Here is an 18,417-nt window from a genome sequence, read left to right as displayed (position 1 = left end):
TTAAGCTTCTATTATAAAGTCAGATGAAAAACATCTGGCCAAGGGTCCTGATCGGGGTACTTTTAAAGAATTTAAATTTTATAATGGTGATTATTTTACCTAGGCGATTTTTCTGTCTGAGGCTTAAAAATCCTTGGATCAGTTCTCTTTGTTCTTCGGTTAAGTTCTTTGAGTACTGCGTGTAAAAAAGTTCTGCCTGCCGAAACATGCGACTATAATTTTCTCTCACTTTTTCTTCATTTTTGAATCTGCTAAGACACTGTCTGAATCCACTTTTTGACCCAAGCTGATTGGTCTCGTGCTGTCGATATCGCACCAATGGTTTTTCCATGTAGACGATTCTTCCAAAGCAGCATCCCAAAAGTCCCATCCACCAGTCATGCATCATGCAGGTCTCCGGTATATAAGAAAAAAATGGCTGAAATGCTTGATTTATCATAATGGTATTGCCTGTTATGTTATTCTCCACCAAATAATGGGAAAGGGTTCGATCCTTTGTGGGGATCTTCTGGTATTTCGCCATGGACTGCTGTTTGATTTCGCCTGTCTGATCCATAATGGAAAGATCGGTATGAATCAAGATGGGTGTATCTCTTCCAAGGATATGTTCTTGATGCTTCATCTCGTTTCGCATCAGCTCCACTTTTTCCAGTTCCCATATGTCGTCTTGATCCGACAGCATCAAATACTCATCGGAAACATTCTCTAGAAGATGGAAAAAGTTATTCTCGGGACTTCCAAAATGCCCCGTACCAGACAGACAAAACACACGGTCAGGTGCGGTTTTTTTATATTGTTGTAGAATATTAAGAGTCTGGTCCGTGGAGCCATCATCGGAAATTACAATTCGAATATCTGGAAACGTCTGATTTAATATGGAATCCAATTGTTCTTTTAAATATTTCTCTCCATTATAAGATGCCAAAAGAACCGTTACCATCCTAATTCCCCTTTCCGACAGTCCTCACCAGGACATTCCTGCCACTTCCGTCAAGAACCAGATTTCAAACATAAGAATTTGAAAGAATCCGTTTGCCAACCATTCTTGAACTCGGTTGATCTTTAAATAGTTTCTATAATAATAAAGTTTACTTTTGTGAAGGATCGCCTGCTTTTTTAATATGGTGGCTACACTTTTATCAATGGAAACCGAATGGAGATGGAGATACGTCTGATCTAGATGCAGCAGGGTTTGATACCCGTTCTTTTTCATCTGAAATCCAAGTATCTTTTCTTCATAATAAAGAAACACCCGCTCATCAAAAAGTCCACAATCCATCATAGCCTTAATATCCGCCAAAAAGAGAGAGCCAGGGATGGCATCCACCAGAGCAAAACCTTTCTTTCTCCTTGCTTCCGGGTGATCGCTAAGCCATGGTTTCATAAGCCTCCTAGTGATTAGTCCCGTATCCATAAGATCCCCAAAAAATCCATGGAGTTTCCAGCTTGATACTCCCCGCTTTCCTGCCTGGTTAACCGGAACCGCTCCAGTTACTCCCAGTAAATCGTGGGTATGAAACGATTCTTTTAACGCTGTCACACAGGATTGCGAAAAATCCACATCTGGATTGGCAATCAATACATGGGTGGCATGGAGTGTTTCATCTGCATACCGGATCCCAAGATTATTTCCATATCCATACCCTCCATTGCGGCTTGATACGATCAGATGAATGGTATCCCCGGTCAGTCGCTTTAGTCTATGAACGGAATCATCGGTGGAATGGTTGTCTACAATCACAATGGAATCCAGTTCCTCATATTCTTTTATGGTGGAAACCAACCGTTCTGTTGTTTTAGCATCGTTATAATTTAAGATGATACAGCTAACTTTCATTCCCGCTCCTCGTTAAGATGATTTTCGAAATTCGATGACCTTCATCCCAAACCGTCGACTAATAAAGTCCCTTATGGGAGGGCAGAGAAAGGTAAGATAATTCATCAAATGATAAGATAGCAGGTACAAACGGCTTCCTTTTTCTTTTTTCGTCCCTGCCCATGAAGTTTTGTTTAAATACCTTTCATATGCCTTCCTGTAGTGGTTATAATTCCCCTGCTTCCATGGTCTTTCATCTCCCATATAATGAAGAATCACCGGATGCCTTCTGGCATTTGAATATTCTTTCTTAGAATAAATCTCATAAGCCGGAGACAGACGTATGAGATGACGATAATGAAAATATCGGTAGTTGGTGAAAAAATTATACCGAGGTGAGATTGATTCAATCTCTCCGCTTAAACTTCCATTTATGGTATCCTGATCTCCCGCAAACAGCTTACCGCCTTTCTTCTGATAAAAATCCAGAAGTTTTTGCTGGACTTTTTCTTTCCGCCACCGATCCATATCAATCAAAAGAACTCCGGAGTTAAAATAGGGGACTTCTTTTGAAAGTCCGATCTGATCTTTCACACAAGAATAGATGGTAGGTTCCATGACTGCCCCTAGTATCTTTCCATTCAGGTTAGTTCTCAATAACTTTTCCAAAGAGGATAGCACGACGGTATCACAGTCCATGTAAAGAACTCGTTTCATATCTGCAGGCAGTACATCTGCGAGAAACAGCCGTGCCATAATGCTTAAATCAAACCCTCCCGTATCAACTTCATAAGAGAATCGTGTCTTTAAATCTCCTAATTCTACGAGAATGAGCTCTCGCCCAAACGTCTCGGCAATTTCTGACAAGCGACAAATCGTGTCTTTGGTCAGACCCATGGACAGCACATAGACCTTAATGAATGGGGTGGTTTGATTGTTCTCTAGCAAAGAATACAAAGAAACTCCTAGGTGTCTGGCATAAGAATCATTGGAAGCATAGACAACATTCATAATTTCCTCCCGTTTGTGCCGTATTTTCCGATCATTGTACTATATCTCCCTCTAAAAGTAAACCGATCCTTGATTTAGGATTTCGTACCAAATTCAGACTCTGCCATCTTCATGGCCGATTCTATGACCTTGTCCATATCGTAATACCGATACTCTCCTAACCTACCCCCAAAGATTACATGGGATTCCTGGTTTGCCAAAGCAGCATACGTTGCGTAGAGTTCCTGGTTTTTTTTGTTGTTAACTGGATAGTAAGGTTCCATCCCTTCTTCCCAATCTGCAGGATATTCTCTGGTGATTACAGATTTCTCCTGGGTTCCAAAAGCAAAGTGCTTGTGCTCAATGATTCTGGTATAGGGAGTCTCTCTATCTGTATAGTTCACTACAGCAACCCCCTGATAATTATCCGTATCCACAGTCTCTGTTTGGAATTTCAAACTCCGGTATTCCAATTTCCCATGGGAATATCCAAAGTATGTATCAATCATCCCTGTGTAAACGGTTTTATCTCCCAGTCCATCGTAGTATTCTTTCTTCTCTAAATAATCCACAGAACATTCCAGATCACAGCCTTCAAACAGCTTCTCTATGATCACGTTGTATCCGCCGATGGGAATTCCCTGATACAAATCATTAAAATAGTTGTTATCATAGGTAAATCGAACGGGGAGCCGTTTGATGATAAAGGCTGGAAGCTCCTTACAATCCCGCCCCCACTGTTTCTCCGTATATCCCTTCACTAATTTTTCATAGATATCGGTTCCCACGAGACGTATGGCTTGTTCTTCTAGATTTTCCGGTTCTTTGGAAATCGTATTGGTCTGTTCCTTTATCTTTTTCTTCGCTTCTTCGGGTGTGGATATCCCCCACATCTTGCTGAACGTATTCATATTAAAGGGAAGGTTATACATCTCTCCTTTGTAATTGGCGACTGGGCTATTGGTATAACGGTTAAATTCTGCCAGTTCATTGACAAACTGCCACACCGCTTTGTTGCTGGTATGAAAAATATGAGCACCGTATCGATGTACCTGGATCTCTTCTACTTCTTCACAATAGATATTTCCTCCTATATGATCCCTTTTTTCCAGTACCAGACATTTCTTTCCCTGTTTTTTGGCTAGATAGGCAAATACGCCAGAATAAAGGCCACCGCCTACTAAGACATAATCATATTTTTTCATAGTTGGTTCTCCTGTCTTTGTTATAAACTGTGTCCATTATACTAAAGTCCTTTGGGAATGTAAATCCTTATGCACATGTAGAATGATCATAAAAACCCTCCTGTCGTAGTTATCCTACAACAGGAGGGTTTTTATGAATTTTATCTTACTATAAATATTTAATAGAATAAACGGTTTACCGCACTAAAGATTCCTCGAATTGACGCTCTTGTGATATTGGAACTGATTCCTACCCCATAAGTCGTCCGTCCGGTTTTTACATCAAGAAGATGGATATAAGATGCCGCCTTCGCTCCAGAGCCAGATGACAATGCATGTTCGCTATAGTCCAGAACCCGAATCTCAATGCCAAGTTCTTTTTCAAGACCTTTTTGAACGGCATCAATGGGTCCGTTTCCAACTCCTTCAAAGATCTTCTCAATTCCATGATCGCTAAAGCGGACTTTTGCAATGGTAGAGAATTCAATATCCTCTTCTGTCTCTGTAATCTGGCATTTATTGTAATGGATGGGTTCTTTCCGATCGGTATAATTGTGATTGAATTCTACCAAAATCTGCTCTGGTGAAACCTCTCCTTGTTTCTCGGAAATCGCCTGAATTACATCTGCAAATTCCTTGTGCATTCCCTTTGGAAGCTTAAATCCATAGAAGGTATCCATAACAAAGGCAACACCGCCCTTACCAGACTGGCTGTTGATACGGACAATCGGTTCATATTCCCTGCCAATATCCGAAGGATCAATGGGAAGATAAGGAACTTCCCAATAAGGATTCTTGCTCTCGTGCATGGCCTGCATGCCTTTGTTGATGGCATCCTGATGAGAACCAGAAAAAGCAGTAAATACAAGCTTACCTGCATAAGGATGTCTTGGCTCCACTTCCATCTTAGTACAACGTTCATAAACATCTACAATCTTACGGATATTCTCAAGGTGAAGCTGTGGACTGATTCCATGGGAAAACATATTATAAGCAACGGTTAAAATGTCGACGTTTCCCGTTCGCTCTCCATTCCCAAACAACGTTCCTTCCACCCGGTCTGCACCGGCTAAAAGAGCAAGTTCTGTCGCAGCAACCCCAGTTCCCCGGTCATTGTGAGGGTGAACACTTAAGATAAGGCTATCTCGGTTCTTAAAATGTGTGTTCATCCATTCGATCTGATCGGCATAAACGTTGGGCGTTGCCATCTCTACGGTAGACGGAAGATTAAAGATCATCTTATGTTCCGGTGTGGGTTCCCATATCTCCTGAACAGCCGTACAGATTGAAAGAGCATAGTCAAGTTCCGTTCCAGTAAAGCTTTCAGGAGAATATTCCAAAGTGAATTCACCTTCATAGGCCTGCATGTATTGTTTGACCCATTTGGTTCCCTGAACGGCTATCTCTTTGATTTCGTCCATATCTTTTCGAAATACCACTTCTCTTTGTAAGGTGGAAGTGGAATTATAAATATGTATAATGGACTTTTTTACCCCTTCCAATGCTTCAAAGGTACGTTTGATCAAATGTTCCCTGCATTGAACCAGAACCTGAACCACCACATCATCGGGAATCAATTTCCGTTCCACAAGCTGTCTTAAAAAATCATATTCAATCTGAGAGGCAGCTGGAAATCCTACTTCAATCTCCTTAAACCCGAGCTGAACCAAGAGATTGAACAGCTCAATCTTTTCTTCCACCACCATAGGCTCAATTAGTGCCTGGTTTCCATCTCTTAAATCAACGCTGCACCAGATCGGTGCTTTCTTAATCTCCTTACACGGCCATTGTCTCTCCGGATAATCTACAACTGGTACCCGCTTGTATCTCTCATAATTCAACATGACTCATCTCCTCCATTTTTCATCGTTATCTGTTTTTTCTGATATTTCATTGAAGGCTTTGGAGTCGATAGATCACGCTGTATTTTGTGACAATGAACAACGTGGTTTTTAACGGCCTAACCCCATCTTCATCATTCCTTTGCTTTAAAATCACGTCCCTCGCTCTGATAATACATCACGGTGAAGTGTTATGTTATTATAGCATGACTAAAAATGACTTACAACAGGAAAATATTTTTTCTCGTTGTAAGTCATCGATTGTCTATTTACTAAACTGTAACAGCTTGTTTTTTAATTCGCCTTCCATTCGGCTTAATTCTAGTTCCGCTTCCCGACGTTTCGCTTTTCCTTCCGCCTGAATCCGAACCACTTCATCTAAGGTGATAATCAAAGACTCGTTGGTCTTTTTTAAAGTATCCATATCCACGATTCCACGTTCCGATTCTTTTGCCGTCTCTATGGTTGCTGTCTTTAATACTTCTGCATTCCTTTTCAAAAGCTCATTGGTCATATCCGTTACTTCCCGTTGTGCTTTTGCTGCCTGCTCGGAGTGGTTGATGCCGATGGCAAGTACCATCTGACTCTTCCAGAGAGGAATGGTGTTGACAATGGTGGACTGAATTTTTTCCGTCATCAATGTATTATTGTTTTGAACCAGTCGAATCTGAGGTGCCATCTGAATAGATATCATGCGGGTCAATTCCAGATCATGGAGTTTTTTCTCAAAACGATTGATCATCGCGGCCAAATCATTGGCTTCCTGTGCATCTTCTGGCAATCCACTTTTTTGTGCTTTCTCCATCAACATAGGAAGTTCTTGCTGTTGCACATTCTCCAGTTTTCTTTTTCCCGCCAGTATATACATGGTTAATTCTTTAAAATAAGTATGGTTTAACTCATACATTTTATCCAGAAGTGCAATGTCCTTTAACAGTTGAATCTGATGGTTTTCCAACACTTTTATGATCTGATTGACATTCGTCTCTGCGGAGGCATACTTCGCTTTCATACTATCCAGACGGTTTGCATTTCTTTTAAAGAATCCGAAAATTCCTTTTTCCTCTTCTCCTGTTTCAATGCTTTTTAGCTCCGTCACAACATTGGTCAGCATCTTCCCCACTTCTCCAATGTCCTTTGATTTCACATGATCAAGGGCTGCCTCTGAAAAATCAGCGATTTTTTTCTGTGCTCCTGCTCCATACTGCAAAATAAGATTTGAATCTTTTAAATTAATTTTTTCTGAAAATTCAGATACCATCTTTTCTTCCTGTGGGGTCAATTTAACTTCTGCCTCTTGTTCTGGTACCGTTTGGGATTCAGGCGACACTTCTATGATTGGTTTCGCTTCCTCTGTCTGTAGAGAAAGAGTTATAAAGTCTTTACTCATGTTTCGTTCCTCCTGTAAAATCACTATCTGCCCAGCCATCTTTTTTCAGCATGGTCTGAAGGACCGATGCATCGGCAGTTATATCCCAAGCTGCATCCTGATACAGACCATCAAGAAGACGCTCAAAGGCAAGGTTGATCGTATCAAGCGTTCCCTCAATCTCTTTCTTAGCAGAATCAATGTTGGTTCCTTTTGTTTGGGTGCTGTCAAAATCCCGGTAGGTTTGTACCAATTTTGCTGTGGTGGGAAGATAATAATCCATAAACCGCTCCATCTCACTCATCTGTTTGGGATTTTTTATCACAGATTCAAAAATCCTGCTAATTAAATCTTCCAGCCTTTTGATCTTTCGGGAAATCACTTCCCCCGGAATTGCATCATTGGCTTCTTTAATCACTTTTAAATAAGTCTGTCCCTGAGCAATCATAGCTTTCAGTTCTGGATTCTCATGCTCCGAGTCCTCATTCTTTTTCTCTTTTTCTCTTTCGATTCGTGCCTTCTGGCTATCTAAATACTGTTGATAAGTCGCTTCACGAAAGATCAGACAAGTTTTCTGCTCATCCATATAGATCCTTTTAAATATCCCCAGTTTCATCATCTTTACTACGTCTTTTTCCACAAATTCCTTTGTCTTGCCTACTGCATTCGCCAATGTTTCTAGTTTTATAAAGGACTGATTTCTCGATTGTTTCATATAAAGAGCGGCCCGTTTTAACCGCTTACGTGTGGAAATTCCAATGGAAATCAGCGCACTCGAGACTCCTCCCATGGCAAGAAGAAACACCATAGTCCCGATTACCGCCCCCGCTGCCGGATTAACAATCAAAGTAATGAAAAGAGACAGCATGAATAGGACAACCGTAAGAAATAAACCCAGACCACCAAAAACGGTTAAAAGGATGGAGGACACACGTCCCACAGAGTTCATCTTTAACTCCTCACGTTCTTCTGAGGGATGTCTTTTGAATGCCTGGTAACCAGGTTCACTTGCCTTTTTGTCAAATCCAGTCCCTCTGACAAGCTTCTCTCTTGCTTCATCTAGTGCCGTATTTACAGTCTCGGAAATGGTATGGTTTAATTGATTAAAATCACTGGAATCAATGGCGCTTTGCACCGTGTTTTTTATCTTATCACCTAGATTGGCGAATTCTTTACGATCCATATTTTGATCTCCCAATGTTACTCGAAATAATGTTCTAATCATATTCCAATATTAAGCAATAATATGACCTTTCTCTTTCATCACATGGATTACCTGATTTACATACGTTTCACACGTTTCTAGGTCAGACGCTTCTACCATAACACGAACCACCGGTTCTGTTCCTGACTGGCGTAAAAGAATTCTGCCACTCGTTCCCAAAAGATTAGAAACTTTATCCACCTCTGCCTTAACTGCCTCATCATCCTGAGCCGCCCCTTTGTCATAGACACGGATATTTTTTAATACCTGAGGATAGATCGCAAGTTCAGAAACTAACTTTGAGAGACTTTCTTTCTTCTCCAGAATCACTTCCATAACTTTTAAGGATGTCAAAATTCCGTCTCCTGTGGTGGCATGTTTGCTAAATATGATATGTCCAGACTGTTCTCCGCCCAGACAGTTTCCGTTGGCTGCCATATTTTCATAAACGTATTTATCTCCCACGGCTGTTTTATCATACTTAATTCCAACTCGTTCCAGAGCTTTGTATAAGCCGAAATTGGACATAATGGTAGTTACTACTTTATTATTCTTTAACAGTCCTTGTTCCTTCATGTACTTCCCGCAAACATATAAGATTCCGTCTCCATCTACGATCTGACCATTCTCATCTACGGCAATGCAGCGATCTGCGTCTCCATCGTAAGCAAACCCTACGTCTGCTCCTACTTCTTTTACAAACTTAACCAGTTGTTCCATGTGAGTAGATCCGCAATTGTTATTGATATTTAATCCATTGGGTTCGTTGCTGATTACATAGGTTTGTGCCCCTAGCGCATCAAATACGTTTTTGGCAATGGCAGAAGCACTCCCGTTGGCACAGTCTAACGCTACCTTTTTATTCTTAAAAGAACGAGTCGCTGTTGAGATCAAATATCCAATATAACGATTTCTGCCTGCTGCAAAATCCACCGTTCTGCCGATCATATCTTGCTTTGCCAGTGGGATTTCGTCCATCTCTCCGTCCAGATAAGCTTCAATCTCAGTGATTACATTCTCACTAAGCTTCTCCCCTTTTCCATTGATCACTTTGATCCCATTATCATAGTAGGGATTGTGACTGGCGGAAATCATGATTCCACAGGAAAACCCTTCGGTGCGAACCACATAGGAAACACTAGGCGTTGTAGTCACATGCAGTAGGTAAACATCGGCTCCAGAAGCCGTAAGACCAGAAACCAAGGAATATTCAAACATATAGCTGCTTCGTCTGGTATCTTTTCCTATGACGATTCGACAGACCTCCTTGGGATTTTGTTGCCTATAGTACCAACCTAGAAACCGTCCTACTTTATAGGCATGCTCAACTGTCAGCGTTACATTTGCTTCCCCACGGAAACCGTCGGTTCCAAAATATTTTCCCATATTAATCTCCTTTGACCTGTCTGTAGTTCCTACAGAATTATATGTAATATAACACAATTTTAATTTATTTTCAATTTAAGGCACCAAAGCTGCGTACAATATGGTCCTAGCATCTTCAAATTCATAACTGCAGGTTATAAAAGACCACAGGGTTTCCACAGGAAGATCGGATTCCTTTAAAAACATTCCCCCCTTTGTCATCTCCTTGGTATACGCATAAAAAGATTCCATGGTATCAAATCTGGTCTGTCTGCGAATTCCCGATGCATCCGCATAGAGTACGGTAATTGGGCGCAGATGGTACTCCCTATTTTTTGTGTATACAATGATATTCTGATGATTTTTAAAAAAGGTCTCGTCTTTGTATTGAATGATGTCCTGAAACATCGTCCCGTCCTTCCTATTGTGCCCATATAGTATATTATGTCTGCCGGAAAAATCGGATTCACACTGGTAATCAAGATAAATAGCCCCTACCTTATTTTTCTTTTGAGTAAAATCTGTTTCCAGATAGGTTTCATTATTATCCGTCTGCACAATTGGATAATCAATTGCTGTATCTTCTATCTTTAGCCAGCCAACGATATCTGGATTAATCTGTTCCAACTGATCAAACGGAATGGGAGAAACATAAGGGGCACTGGATTCTTCCTTGGTTTCCTTTATTTCTTTTGTTTCCTCTTCCTGTCTCGCTTCTTTAACAATCTGTGCCAGACTCTCATATTCCTGTTTCGCCTTTGATCTGGTTCGATAATCGGAATAAATCATACCAACCCCCGTCAAAAACAGCAAAATCAGACCTATGAACACGGTAAAAGTCAACTTCCTTTTATTCATGCGTTTTTTCCCTTTTCCTCCCTTTTTATTCTCTCAATTATAACTGTTTTCACCAAAAATCTCAATCTTTTATAAGCTTTGCTAGACTTTTAAGCATTTTTTTTATATACTAAGGTAAGAAAACGTTATGTTGGAGATATATATGAAAAACTTAGAATCTGTAATTTATGTAAGTATGTTAGGTGGGTTTTCTGTAACAATTGGAAACCAGAAAATTTTAGACCAGAATAATCAGGCAAAAAAGCCCTGGAGCCTTTTAGAGTATTTGATTACCTTTCGGGGACGTGATATCCCCGTCGATGAACTGATCGATCTATTCTGGAGAGATGAAAGCAGCAGCAACAACCCAGCCGGTGCCTTAAAGACACTGATGTTTCGCGTTCGTAAACTTTTAGAGCCACTTGGTTATCCTACGCAAGAACTGATTTTTCAAAACCGGAAGGCGTACGGTTGGACGAAAGAACTGGTTACCGTCTGTGATACGGACCGGTTTGAGGATCTATGTCTTCAGTCAGAACAACCAGATCTAAGTGATGAGGATCGTTTGCATCTGTTACTAGAAGCATTTTCCTTATACAAAGGGAATTTTCTCCCAAAATCTGAGTGGGAATCCTGGGTGGTCCCCATTCATACGTATTATCATACCTTGTATCAGAAGTTAGTGAAGCGTACGTTGATGATTTTGGATGAAAACAAGGATTATCCAACCATGATTGATGTCTGTCAGAAGACAATTTCCATCGATCCATACGGAGAGGATGCCCATTATTATCTAATCTATGCCCTTTATCAAAGTGGGAATCAATTAAAATCTATTGAACATTATAAGCGGGTCAATGACTTGTTCTACAATGAATTTGCGGTTACCCCATCCATTCGTTTTAAAGAGTTATACAAGATGATCAGCGATAAAAAGCATGGAATTACCATGGATCTTAGTACCATTCGGGAGATATTACTGGACGGTGCTACAAACAAAGGTGCTTTTTGCTGTGAAGCTTCTGTGTTTCGAGACATTTATCAACTGGAGACCCGAGCCATCGAGCGAACCGGAGATTCTATTTTCTTATGCCTTGTAACAATCAGTAATTTAAAGGGCGAGCTGTTAAAACCAGCCGTTCAAACTCGAGCTATGGACGAGCTTGGAGAATCGATCCGGAACTCCCTTAGAAGGGGAGATGTTTATAGCCGGTACAGTGTAAGCCAGTATCTGATGCTTCTGCCTACGGCGACTTACGAGAATGGAGAGATGGTTTTAAAACGGATCATTCATAATTTCAAGAAAGAGTATTCAAGAAAAGACTTATCTATCACCTATTCTCTGCAGACTGTTATGCCCAATTAGGTTTTATCAAATTACCATATAACTTTTTATCCATAGGAGGAACATGATGTTACAGGAAGATTTTATTACACTCACGCTGCAAAAGAAAAAAAACATTGCTCTGATTGCTCATGACAACGAAAAAACGGCTCTGATTGAATGGTGTATCGAACACAAAGAAATTTTAAAAGAACATTCTCTCTGCGGAACAGGTACAACCGCCCGTATGATTACAGACCATACAGGTCTTATGGTTAAGGGTTATAACAGTGGTCCATTAGGCGGAGATCAACAAATAGGTGCTAAGATTGTAGAGGGAAGAATTGATCTGGTTATCTTTTTTTCAGATCCGCTGACAGCACAGCCTCATGATCCAGACGTGAAGGCACTGCTTCGTATTTCCCAGGTTTATGATATCCCTATGGCTAACACCAGAGCGACGGCTGACTTTATCATTACCTCCCCACTGATGCAAACCACATATGAACATCAGATTATTAATTTTAATAAAAACATTACGGACCGTGCAAATTCATTATAGACCAGAAAAAACGACTGAGATTACTGATCCAGTCGTTTTTTTCTTTCTAGTTCTTGTCCAAATACCAGCTTACAAAGATTCCGATACTCTTCATAAGCCGGATAATCCTCTAACTCTGTCAAACATTCCAAAACTCCCACATAATACCAGGCATGCTGATTCCTATCTTTTTCATGAAACCGATCCCATATCTCATCTCCAAGGAGTAGATAATCCCTTGCCGTGGTTCTTAGATTGCTCAGTTTGTCTGCCAAAACAAGAATTTTCCCTTCTCTTGATGCAAATTTCAAATGATTTAGGGTGTTACATTTACGCTCTTTCCAGCTTTTTGTTTTATCCTCGGTTTCATCCATGACAAGTTGTGCCACATGAACACCAAATTCCTTGGAAAGCTGGTCTTTTGTAACCCCAGCATCCTCCACTACATCATGAAGCAATGCGGCGCAAATCATATCCTCCTCTTTTGTCATCATCGAGGTAATCACTGCGGTTTCTAACGGATGAACGATATAGGGAATCCGTGTCCCTTTCCGATAGGTTCCCGCATGGCATCTGGTTGCAAATGCAACTGCTTTCTCGACCATACTGAATCTCCTTTTTTTTAATGTATCAATATACGTCATGGGAATTTCATCCTATAACTCATTAATCCTTTGCGAAGAAAAGTGATGTCGATACCCATCCTGAATACTTGATATGCTTTTTATCTTCTTTCCATTGTACTCAATCATAATGGGAACATAGTCAATATCACTTACTTGAAATTCAGATAAATCGGAGGCGACGAATGAAAGAGTAACCGTTTCGTTTGGATTCACTCTCTTTTCGTCATAAAATTTCTTTTCTTTCACATCATATAAATATAATCTTTGATGAGTCCCATCTTTTGAATTGACCAAACCACTTTTTGAATTAACCGTAAATTTTTTATCACATTCATTCTTAATTGCCACTACCACAACCTTACATTTTCCAATCTGGATATCCGAAGCAGCCACAAACATATAGGTTAGACCATCATTAAAATTATCAAAAATGACTCCATTCCCATCCGTTGCCCGCCCATCCGGAAGAGCTGAATTTCTTACCTTTGCTCCTGATTCATCAAAATAGAATTCTTTTCCATCAATAGTAATATACCCTGTTTGCATATATCCATTTGAATCGAAATGATAATCGATTCGAGTCGAAACATCATACCACCAAGTGTCTTTGAGTGTCTCACCATTATCTAATACATATTGCCAGCCAGTGGAATCCTGTACCCAGGTTTCAGCATAACTGACGATTGGATTTAACAAACAAAGAAGCAATAAAGCCAATATCAATTTTTTCATCTTATCCCCCATCTTATGATCGATTATTGTGATAATTTTCTAGCCAGTAAAATTGTACCATATTCTTATATGACTCACAATAGAAAACAATAGATCTATGGAATCAATCCCTAAAATCACCTCCTAGAAACATGCGTAAATACGGCATTGTTTAAGAATAAATTAATTTATTACGATTTAGAACATATTCTTGTAAGATAATACATTTTCTGCTATGCTAGGAGACGTAAATATCATCAGGAGGAAATGGAATCAAATGAATCAGTATAATAATCAATACAGGTCAAGCCACCGTGGCAAAAGTGTTGGCAACCGACGGAACGGACAGGGTGGTTTTCTTTCAATTCTTCTGTATTATGTTCTTCCTTTTCTTGTTTTTAATGGTTTGATTTTTTTTCTGGTTACTTCAAAGCCAAAGGCTGAACTTACTGTTTTAGAAAGCAGTGACTATACAACGACAAGCTTCGAATTAAAGATAAAATCCTTACTTCCTCAAAAGTCTATAGTCGCAACTTTAGATGGAACAGCAATTGATTTAACGAAAACTGGTTCCAAAACCTATTCAGCAGTTTTACATAACAACGGACTCCTTAATGTTCAGGTGATTGGTTTTAACAAGATGAAGACTGTATTAGATGAACAGGTGAGTGTATTGGATGATACTGCCCCTATTATGAAGGACAAGCTGAATGAAGAAGGAATCTTCTCTTTCCGCTTAGAGGACTCTCAGTCCGGTGTGGATTACTCGTCTATATCCGCTTCCGATGATAAGGATCCCATGATTCTTCCACTTTCGATTGATCGACGTTCGGGTCTTATTTCATTCGAGATTAAAAAGAAGAAACTGACCATATCGGCGAAAGATATGGTGGGCAATGAATTTCATATCGCCATCACTCCAAAGGGCGATAGTTTTGAAGAAGAAGAGATGAACAGCGAAGAAGAACAATAGGAAAAGGAGGAATTAATTATGAGAAAAATCATTAGACCCGTTGCGGTTGCCGTCATCGCAGCATCCGCGCTCAGCCTAACCGCGTGCGCACAGACAAGTGGTTCTTTAGTCCCCGCAACCAATGGTTCATATACAGCAACAGTCAACAAAAGCATTCAGGTTCAAAGCGAAGAAGTAGTAAAGACAGTTCCAGATAAAGCAGAGATCAACTATGGTGTTTCCTCTGAAGCGGCTGATCCAAAATCAGTACAAGAGAAAAACAGCGAAGATCTGAATAAGGTTATTACCTTTTTGAAGGATTCTGGGATTGCAGAAACTTCCATCCAAACAACCAACTATGGACTTCAGCCAAATTATGATTGGTCAGACGGCCAGAAAATAACCGGATACCAGATGCGTACAAGTATCGTTGTGTCTGATATCCCCATGGATCAAGTGGGAACCTTAATCTCCTCTTCCATAGAAGCAGGGATCAACAGCATTAGCAATGTATCTTATCTATCGAGTAAGTACGATGAAAGTTACCAGGAAGCATTAAAAAAAGCAATTGAATCAGCAAAGACAAAGGCACAGGCCATGGCAAGTGCCAGCGGCAAAACGCTTGGAGAAGTAATATCCATCGAAGAACTTAGTTCCTATAGTCCAGCTCGGTATAATGCCTACGAAAATACCAAGGCAGACACTGGACTATTGTCAAAAGAAATGGCGGTTGAACCAGGTCAGATCAGTGTTCAGGCCAGTGTAAAAATATCTTATGAATTAAAATAGAAGGAAAAAGGAATCTGAGACCTCAGATTCCTTTTTCCTTCTATTCTTCTGCTCCTCTAATATGCACATCCAACTGATTAAAGGGAATCTCAATCCCTGCTTCATCGAATCCCAATTTCACTCGTTCCAAAATTTCCCAACGTGTGGTCCAGTAATCCTCTACAGCGGTCCAACCTCTTGCTCCGATGGTTACTGTACTATCTGCCAGTTCACTGACGAAAATATCAATCGGTTCATCCTTTAAAATCTCAAGCTGGCTATGAAAAATCTCCGACAGCACCTTCTTCGCTTTCTTTAAGTCCGAATTGTATCCGATCCCCACCAAAATATCTAACCGCCGCTTGTCCATAGCAGTTACGTTGGTCAATGGGGAGTTCGACAAGGTTCCATTGGGGATAACAATCTGCTTATTATCTGGAGTCGTCAATATGGTATATACCAGACCAATGGTATAAACGGTACCTTCCCCTCCAATGGATAGAATATAATCTCCAACCCGGAACGGTTTCATCAGTAAAATCAGAACTCCACCTGCAAAATTAGCCAGACTTCCCTGGATCGCCAGACCGATTGCGATACTGGAAGAGCCTAATAATGCCACGATAGATGCATCATTCACTCCGATCTGGCCAGCGATAACAAAGCAAAGAAGACAATACATTACGGCATTGATTACAGAAATCAAGAATTTTCGCAGACTAACCTCCATATCTACCCGGGCAAAAGAACGATCCAGCGTCTTGCGCAAAATCTTAATCATACGGCTCCCGATAAAGAAAATCACCAAAGCTAATAATACATTAAATCCGAATGTAATCAAAGACGGTCCCCAGCCTTTGATGGTTTCTAACACTACATTGGGTCTTAACTGGTCTAAATTTTCCTGTACTTCCTGGGCGATCACACCAACGGTTTCCTTTGGTGCCGAACGTATTAATAATGTTTCAATCATAACATAACTCCTGACTATTGTTGTTTTCTTGCTGACAAGTTCCTAACTCTTTTGTTCTATCATAAGCCAGCATCAAATCCACCACTCTTCCATAGCTTTCCACGCCATCCGACTGGCTGTTTATTTTTAGATACGTGTCATTAAGGCGATTGGATACCTCTGACGCCTTCCCCTGGTACTGGCTCCAAAATTCATTGTTTTTCCTAAGGTCTTTCCATGCCCGTTCATCAAGAAGATCACAGACCTCTTGATATGCCGTCCAGTCGGTCTCTGCCAAGGCATTGGTCGCATAAATCCATCCAGTTAGATACCCACTGTAATTAAAATAGGGATCATCGGAACCAATACAAGCGAGATAGCCAATAAAGTTAGCCTCATCCTCTCTCATAAATCCGCGCAGATGAGACAACTCGTGGCACTGGGTATGAGGTATATTATATGCCGGCATGAACCGATTATAAGTAGCTTCCACTGTAAAAGGCGAATACTGCCCACAAAGTTCTTGAATGGAAAAAAACGTAGACCAAATCAATGGTTTGGGAGGGGGATAGTATCCTGCGAGCTGAGGATAAGAATCCCCAAGCTTACTCATCGCTTCCCTGCTTTCCATTCTCATAACTTTCTGGTCTGTTATCTGCAATTTTTGTTCGACTAGTCCATTGACCTCATCCGTTAGTTTAAGGCAAAGTCTGGCTAGTTCCTTTTTTGAGGATTTTCTGACTTCCAAACCACTGCTATGAGAAAAAGGTTTTCTATAATAATTAATCCCACATTGAAAGGTAAATAGAAAGAAAAACCCTGTCATTAAGAATCCGAATCGGATCAGCCCACGTTTCCATTCCCTAAAATGGCGGATCATATCAACGAATATCACTAGAATCAGAACATAGGAAATGATTTCGATTAATGCAAACGGAACTTGCCCGGACAGACGCCCCACACTTCCGACTAGGAGAGGATATACATGCAGGGCATACCAATCCCCAAACCCTGGAACGGATCTTGCCAGAATCTGAACAAGCAGAGCTGATACAAACATAAGCCCCGATGCAATCAAAAGCATAGGATCCAATCTTCTTTTTTTGTCTTCCATATTAGTCACCTCGAATGCAGTTTTCACGATTGCCCACTTCGACATTTATGAGAATAGAATAGCATGATTTTATGGACAAATAATGAATGTTTGTGAATATTTTCTTACCATTTTGTAAAATCACTTGCGCGATCCTTGATTTTCTATTACACTTTGATATGGATACAATAAAAAGAAAAGAAGAGAAATCACATGAAAAAAGAAGAAAAAACGTCAAAGGTTCAAGAACCATTTAGCTGGAAGGAAGAAATCATCAGCTGGATCAAAATTATCGTAATTGCTGCTGTGATCGCGTATCTACTTAATAATTACATCATCGCGAACAGCCGCGTACCCAGCGGTTCCATGGAACAAACCATTATGACCAATGATCGTGTCATCGGATCCAGACTTTCTTATTATTTCGAAGATCCGCAGCGAGGTGATGTGGTAATCTTTCATTTCCCAGATGATCCAACAGGAAAAACCTATTATGTGAAGCGAATCATCGGTCTTCCCGGAGATCGGATTGATATCCGAGGTGGGCAAGTCTATATCAATGATTCGGAAACTCCTTTGGATGAGCCTTATCTGGCGGAACCTATGATACCAGAACCCGATGCTCATTTTGAAGTTCCAGAGGACAATTACTTCATGCTGGGAGATAACCGGAATTACTCTGCAGATGCCAGAAGGTGGAATCATAAATACGTGAAGAAGAAGAAGATCATCGCGAAGGTTCTATTCCGTTACTTCCCATCCATTCATAAAATACAATAATTCACACACGGCAAATATGTAATAAATCCCGCAGGCACGAAAGCCAGCGGGATTTTTATTGTAA

At 40.4% G+C, this 18,417-nt stretch carries 18 protein-coding genes; 5 read left to right on the top strand and 13 right to left on the bottom strand.

Translation table 11 applies throughout. The annotated features are described in order from the left end of the window. Nucleotides 1-19: 19 nt before the first annotated feature. From EFT72_RS01860 to srtB, 9 genes are all read right to left on the bottom strand, one after another. Nucleotides 20-940 carry a glycosyltransferase family 2 protein gene (locus EFT72_RS01860; RefSeq protein WP_124065122.1) on the bottom strand — a complete coding sequence of 307 codons (921 nt, stop codon included), beginning with the start codon at nt 938-940 and terminating at the stop codon, nt 20-22. Nucleotides 941-964: 24 nt separating this feature from the next. Beyond that, the gene (locus EFT72_RS01855; RefSeq protein ID WP_124065121.1) at nt 965-1,837 is read right to left on the bottom strand and encodes a glycosyltransferase; all 873 of its coding nucleotides are present in this window, start codon (nt 1,835-1,837) and stop codon (nt 965-967) included. 12 nt (nt 1,838-1,849) lie between these two features. Then, nucleotides 1,850-2,827 carry a glycosyltransferase family 8 protein gene (locus EFT72_RS01850; RefSeq protein ID WP_124065120.1) on the bottom strand — a complete coding sequence of 326 codons (978 nt, stop codon included), beginning with the start codon at nt 2,825-2,827 and terminating at the stop codon, nt 1,850-1,852. A gap of 74 nt (nt 2,828-2,901) precedes the next feature. Beyond that, nucleotides 2,902-4,011, bottom strand: coding sequence for a UDP-galactopyranose mutase (gene glf / locus EFT72_RS01845; RefSeq protein ID WP_124065119.1), 1,110 nt, complete (start codon nt 4,009-4,011; stop codon nt 2,902-2,904). Between the two features lie 158 nt (nt 4,012-4,169). Beyond that, complete coding sequence (leuA, locus tag EFT72_RS01840; RefSeq protein WP_124065118.1) at nt 4,170-5,834, bottom strand: 2-isopropylmalate synthase; 1,665 nt, start codon at nt 5,832-5,834, stop codon at nt 4,170-4,172. Nucleotides 5,835-6,096: 262 nt separating this feature from the next. Next, entirely contained in the window at nt 6,097-7,221 is a 1,125-nt protein-coding gene (locus EFT72_RS01835) for a toxic anion resistance protein (RefSeq protein WP_124065117.1), read from the bottom strand. Beyond that, nucleotides 7,214-8,383 carry a 5-bromo-4-chloroindolyl phosphate hydrolysis family protein gene (locus EFT72_RS01830; protein WP_124065116.1) on the bottom strand — a complete coding sequence of 390 codons (1,170 nt, stop codon included), beginning with the start codon at nt 8,381-8,383 and terminating at the stop codon, nt 7,214-7,216. The genes EFT72_RS01835 and EFT72_RS01830 overlap by 8 nt, the downstream gene beginning before the upstream one ends. A 51-nt stretch (nt 8,384-8,434) precedes the next feature. Further along, a complete protein-coding gene (gene glmM / locus EFT72_RS01825; protein ID WP_124065115.1) occupies nt 8,435-9,790 on the bottom strand; it encodes a phosphoglucosamine mutase in 1,356 nt (451 codons plus the stop codon). Nucleotides 9,791-9,865: 75 nt separating this feature from the next. Further along, on the bottom strand, nt 9,866-10,627 hold the full coding sequence (gene srtB / locus EFT72_RS01820; protein WP_124065114.1) for a class B sortase: 762 nt from the start codon (nt 10,625-10,627) through the stop codon (nt 9,866-9,868). A 142-nt stretch (nt 10,628-10,769) separates the two neighbouring features. On the opposite strand from srtB, the gene EFT72_RS01815 reads away from it, so the two are divergent. Beyond that, nucleotides 10,770-11,972: a BTAD domain-containing putative transcriptional regulator gene (locus EFT72_RS01815; protein WP_124065113.1), complete on the top strand. Its 1,203-nt coding sequence runs from the start codon at nt 10,770-10,772 to the stop codon at nt 11,970-11,972. A gap of 46 nt (nt 11,973-12,018) precedes the next feature. Further along, nucleotides 12,019-12,492: a methylglyoxal synthase gene (locus tag EFT72_RS01810; RefSeq protein ID WP_124065263.1), complete on the top strand. Its 474-nt coding sequence runs from the start codon at nt 12,019-12,021 to the stop codon at nt 12,490-12,492. Between the two features lie 20 nt (nt 12,493-12,512). Here the strand turns inward: EFT72_RS01810 and EFT72_RS01805 are convergent, their stop codons facing one another. Both EFT72_RS01805 and EFT72_RS01800 read right to left on the bottom strand, forming a co-directional pair. Next, nucleotides 12,513-13,076, bottom strand: a complete 564-nt coding sequence (locus tag EFT72_RS01805) for an HD domain-containing protein (protein WP_124065112.1) — start codon at nt 13,074-13,076, stop codon at nt 12,513-12,515. Between the two features lie 51 nt (nt 13,077-13,127). Further along, nucleotides 13,128-13,829: a hypothetical protein gene (locus EFT72_RS01800; protein ID WP_124065111.1), complete on the bottom strand. Its 702-nt coding sequence runs from the start codon at nt 13,827-13,829 to the stop codon at nt 13,128-13,130. Nucleotides 13,830-14,085: 256 nt separating this feature from the next. Between EFT72_RS01800 and EFT72_RS01795 the strand changes: the two genes are divergently transcribed. Both EFT72_RS01795 and EFT72_RS01790 read left to right on the top strand, forming a co-directional pair. After that, complete coding sequence (locus tag EFT72_RS01795; RefSeq protein WP_124065110.1) at nt 14,086-14,781, top strand: hypothetical protein; 696 nt, start codon at nt 14,086-14,088, stop codon at nt 14,779-14,781. A gap of 18 nt (nt 14,782-14,799) precedes the next feature. Then, nucleotides 14,800-15,549, top strand: coding sequence for an SIMPL domain-containing protein (locus tag EFT72_RS01790; RefSeq protein WP_124065109.1), 750 nt, complete (start codon nt 14,800-14,802; stop codon nt 15,547-15,549). Nucleotides 15,550-15,589: 40 nt separating this feature from the next. Here the strand turns inward: EFT72_RS01790 and EFT72_RS01785 are convergent, their stop codons facing one another. Continuing rightward, complete coding sequence (locus tag EFT72_RS01785; RefSeq protein WP_124065108.1) at nt 15,590-16,501, bottom strand: mechanosensitive ion channel domain-containing protein; 912 nt, start codon at nt 16,499-16,501, stop codon at nt 15,590-15,592. Further along, on the bottom strand, nt 16,494-17,594 hold the full coding sequence (locus EFT72_RS01780; protein ID WP_124065107.1) for a DUF3810 domain-containing protein: 1,101 nt from the start codon (nt 17,592-17,594) through the stop codon (nt 16,494-16,496). The genes EFT72_RS01785 and EFT72_RS01780 overlap by 8 nt, the downstream gene beginning before the upstream one ends. Nucleotides 17,595-17,786: 192 nt before the next feature. Here EFT72_RS01780 and lepB point away from each other — a divergent pair, with 192 nt between their 5' ends. Continuing rightward, nucleotides 17,787-18,353 carry a signal peptidase I gene (gene lepB, locus EFT72_RS01775; protein WP_124065106.1) on the top strand — a complete coding sequence of 189 codons (567 nt, stop codon included), beginning with the start codon at nt 17,787-17,789 and terminating at the stop codon, nt 18,351-18,353. The last annotated feature ends 64 nt before the right edge of the window (nt 18,354-18,417 follow it).

It is taken from the genome of Clostridium sp. E02 (assembly GCF_003833015.1).
In the GTDB taxonomy this organism is placed as follows: Bacteria; Bacillota; Clostridia; order Lachnospirales; family Lachnospiraceae; genus Lacrimispora.
Note: the sequence above shows the minus strand (reverse complement) of the source record. Positions and strands in the feature narration are given on the sequence as shown.

Bases quoted from the DNA above. Each gene is read 5' to 3' on its own strand.
- EFT72_RS01860 (WP_124065122.1), bottom strand. From the start codon at position 940: ATGGTAACGGTTCTTTTGGCATCTTATAATGGAGAGAAATATTTAAAA.
- EFT72_RS01855 (WP_124065121.1), bottom strand. From the start codon at position 1,837: ATGAAAGTTAGCTGTATCATCTTAAATTATAACGATGCTAAAACAACA.
- EFT72_RS01850 (WP_124065120.1), bottom strand. From the start codon at position 2,827: ATGAATGTTGTCTATGCTTCCAATGATTCTTATGCCAGACACCTAGGA.
- glf (WP_124065119.1), bottom strand. From the start codon at position 4,011: ATGAAAAAATATGATTATGTCTTAGTAGGCGGTGGCCTTTATTCTGGC.
- leuA (WP_124065118.1), bottom strand. From the start codon at position 5,834: ATGTTGAATTATGAGAGATACAAGCGGGTACCAGTTGTAGATTATCCG.
- EFT72_RS01835 (WP_124065117.1), bottom strand. From the start codon at position 7,221: ATGAGTAAAGACTTTATAACTCTTTCTCTACAGACAGAGGAAGCGAAA.
- EFT72_RS01830 (WP_124065116.1), bottom strand. From the start codon at position 8,383: ATGGATCGTAAAGAATTCGCCAATCTAGGTGATAAGATAAAAAACACG.
- glmM (WP_124065115.1), bottom strand. From the start codon at position 9,790: ATGGGAAAATATTTTGGAACCGACGGTTTCCGTGGGGAAGCAAATGTA.
- srtB (WP_124065114.1), bottom strand. From the start codon at position 10,627: ATGAATAAAAGGAAGTTGACTTTTACCGTGTTCATAGGTCTGATTTTG.
- EFT72_RS01815 (WP_124065113.1), top strand. From the start codon at position 10,770: ATGAAAAACTTAGAATCTGTAATTTATGTAAGTATGTTAGGTGGGTTT.
- EFT72_RS01810 (WP_124065263.1), top strand. From the start codon at position 12,019: ATGTTACAGGAAGATTTTATTACACTCACGCTGCAAAAGAAAAAAAAC.
- EFT72_RS01805 (WP_124065112.1), bottom strand. From the start codon at position 13,076: ATGGTCGAGAAAGCAGTTGCATTTGCAACCAGATGCCATGCGGGAACC.
- EFT72_RS01800 (WP_124065111.1), bottom strand. From the start codon at position 13,829: ATGAAAAAATTGATATTGGCTTTATTGCTTCTTTGTTTGTTAAATCCA.
- EFT72_RS01795 (WP_124065110.1), top strand. From the start codon at position 14,086: ATGAATCAGTATAATAATCAATACAGGTCAAGCCACCGTGGCAAAAGT.
- EFT72_RS01790 (WP_124065109.1), top strand. From the start codon at position 14,800: ATGAGAAAAATCATTAGACCCGTTGCGGTTGCCGTCATCGCAGCATCC.
- EFT72_RS01785 (WP_124065108.1), bottom strand. From the start codon at position 16,501: ATGATTGAAACATTATTAATACGTTCGGCACCAAAGGAAACCGTTGGT.
- EFT72_RS01780 (WP_124065107.1), bottom strand. From the start codon at position 17,594: ATGGAAGACAAAAAAAGAAGATTGGATCCTATGCTTTTGATTGCATCG.
- lepB (WP_124065106.1), top strand. From the start codon at position 17,787: ATGAAAAAAGAAGAAAAAACGTCAAAGGTTCAAGAACCATTTAGCTGG.